The organism is Lentzea aerocolonigenes, assembly GCF_000955955.1.
Lineage (GTDB): Bacteria > Actinomycetota > Actinomycetes > Mycobacteriales > Pseudonocardiaceae > Lentzea > Lentzea aerocolonigenes_A.
This window is the reverse complement of sequence record NZ_JYJG01000602.1, coordinates 1-972: the sequence shown is the minus strand read 5'-3', so window position 1 is coordinate 972 and position 972 is coordinate 1. Positions and strand designations below refer to the sequence as shown.

Here is a 972-nt window from a genome sequence, read left to right as displayed (position 1 = left end):
GCCCACGTGATCATCGAGGCGCCCGCGGGGATCCCCCCGATTTCCAGCGTACTCGGCGAAAATGCTGGTCAGGGCACTGCTTCGCAATCTGTGGACAACTCGGCGCCTGTGGACAACTCGCCGGTTGCCGATCTTGCGGGCCCGGAATCGTCAGACCCTCGTGGGACGCTTGGAGTGGGGACCTCGGTCTCCCCGGGGCCCCCAGTCGGGATCGATTCCGTTGGTCGTGTCGGCGCGGTCGGCCGGGGCGCTGGCCGGGCAGGTCGAGCGGATCAAGGCGTGGCCTGGGGATGCGGCGGACATCGCGTTCTCGTTGCTGACCACGCGCGGGGTGTTCGATCACCGGGCTGTGGTGCTCGATGGCGAGGTGCTGGCGTCCGGGGTGGCCAAGGCCGGGGAGCTGGCGTTCCTGTTCAGCGGGCAGGGCTCGCAGCGGGTGGGCATGGGGCGCGGGCTGTACGAGGCGTTCCCCGTGTTCGCCGAGGCGCTGGACGCTGTGCTCGCGAACCTCGACCCCGCGGTTCGCGAGGTCATGTGGGGGAGTGACCAGGACGCGCTGAACCAGACCGGGTACACGCAGCCCGCGCTGTTCGCGTTCCAGGTGGCGCTGTATCGGCTGTTCGAGTTCTACGGCGTGCAGCCCGACCACATCGCGGGGCATTCGATCGGCGAGATCGCGGCCGCGCATGTCGCTGGTGTGTTCAGCCTTGAGGACGCCTGTCAGCTGGTGACGGCGCGTGCGTCGCTCATGCAGGCGTTGCCGGCCGGTGGCGCGATGGTGTCGGTGGTCGCGTCTGAGAAGAAGGTCCGTGAGCACCTGACCGATGGCGTGTCCATCGCGGTGGTCAACGGGCCTCGGTCCGTGGTGATCGCCGGGGTCGAAGAAGAAGTGCTCGCCATCGCCGCGAAGTGGAAGAACAAGCGGTTGAAGGTCTCGCACGCGTTCCACTCGCCGTTGATGGAGCCGATGCT

Annotated in this window: 1 protein-coding gene; it reads left to right on the top strand. The window is 68.0% G+C overall.

Annotation, left to right across the window (positions count from 1 at the left end; all coding sequences use genetic code 11):
• Window positions 1-226: 226 nt before the first annotated feature.
• A partial coding sequence (locus tag UK23_RS47795; RefSeq protein ID WP_330770663.1) for an acyltransferase domain-containing protein occupies window positions 227-972 on the top strand: 746 nt, incomplete at its 3' end.